This is a genomic window from Rhodococcus sp. T7 (assembly GCF_009872365.1).
Lineage (GTDB): Bacteria > Actinomycetota > Actinomycetes > Mycobacteriales > Mycobacteriaceae > Rhodococcus_F.
Genome location: NZ_WXYH01000319.1, coordinates 1 through 505, shown reverse-complemented (window position 1 = coordinate 505; position 505 = coordinate 1). Strand labels below are relative to the sequence as shown.

Annotated in this window: 1 protein-coding gene and 1 pseudogene; both read left to right on the top strand. The window is 65.3% G+C overall.

Annotation, left to right across the window (positions count from 1 at the left end; all coding sequences use genetic code 11):
- Positions 1 to 129 (top strand): annotated as a pseudogene (locus MLGJGCBP_RS24545) (enoyl-CoA hydratase/isomerase family protein); the annotation flags it as partial.
- Positions 130 to 134: 5 nt separating this feature from the next.
- On the top strand, positions 135 to 505 hold a 371-nt coding region (locus MLGJGCBP_RS24540), incomplete at its 3' end, for an enoyl-CoA hydratase/isomerase family protein (RefSeq protein WP_201453190.1).

Genomic DNA, 505 nt, shown 5'->3' with positions numbered 1-505 from the left:
GTGTCGTCGTACGCCGCCGCGCTCGAACTCGAGAATCGCGGGCAGGCACTGCTCACTCGCGGCGACGACATGCCCGAAGCCCTGGCCGCGTTCAAGGAAAAGCGCAGCCCCCAGTTCACGGGACGGTGATCCAGATGACGCAGACGGATACGCGGGAGAATACGGCGGTGCTGAACAATTACGCGCCGCCGCAGCTGGAGACCCTCACCCTCGAGGTGCTGGAGGGCAAGATCGTCGTCCTCACGATCAATCGGCCCGACCGGATGAACTCGATGGTCGTGAAGATGTTCGAGGAGTTCAACACCGTCGCATACGCCCTGCGCGACACGGACGCGCGGGCGCTGATCATCCGCGGTGCGGGCGATCGCGTGTTCTGCGCGGGCTTCGACCTCGACGAGATCAGCGTGATCACCGAAATGGGTGTGCGTGAGTTCCTCAGGTTCCAGGAGACCGCGACCGGTGGCCTGGCGGCGCTGCACCACCTGCCGTTCCCGGTGATCGCCGC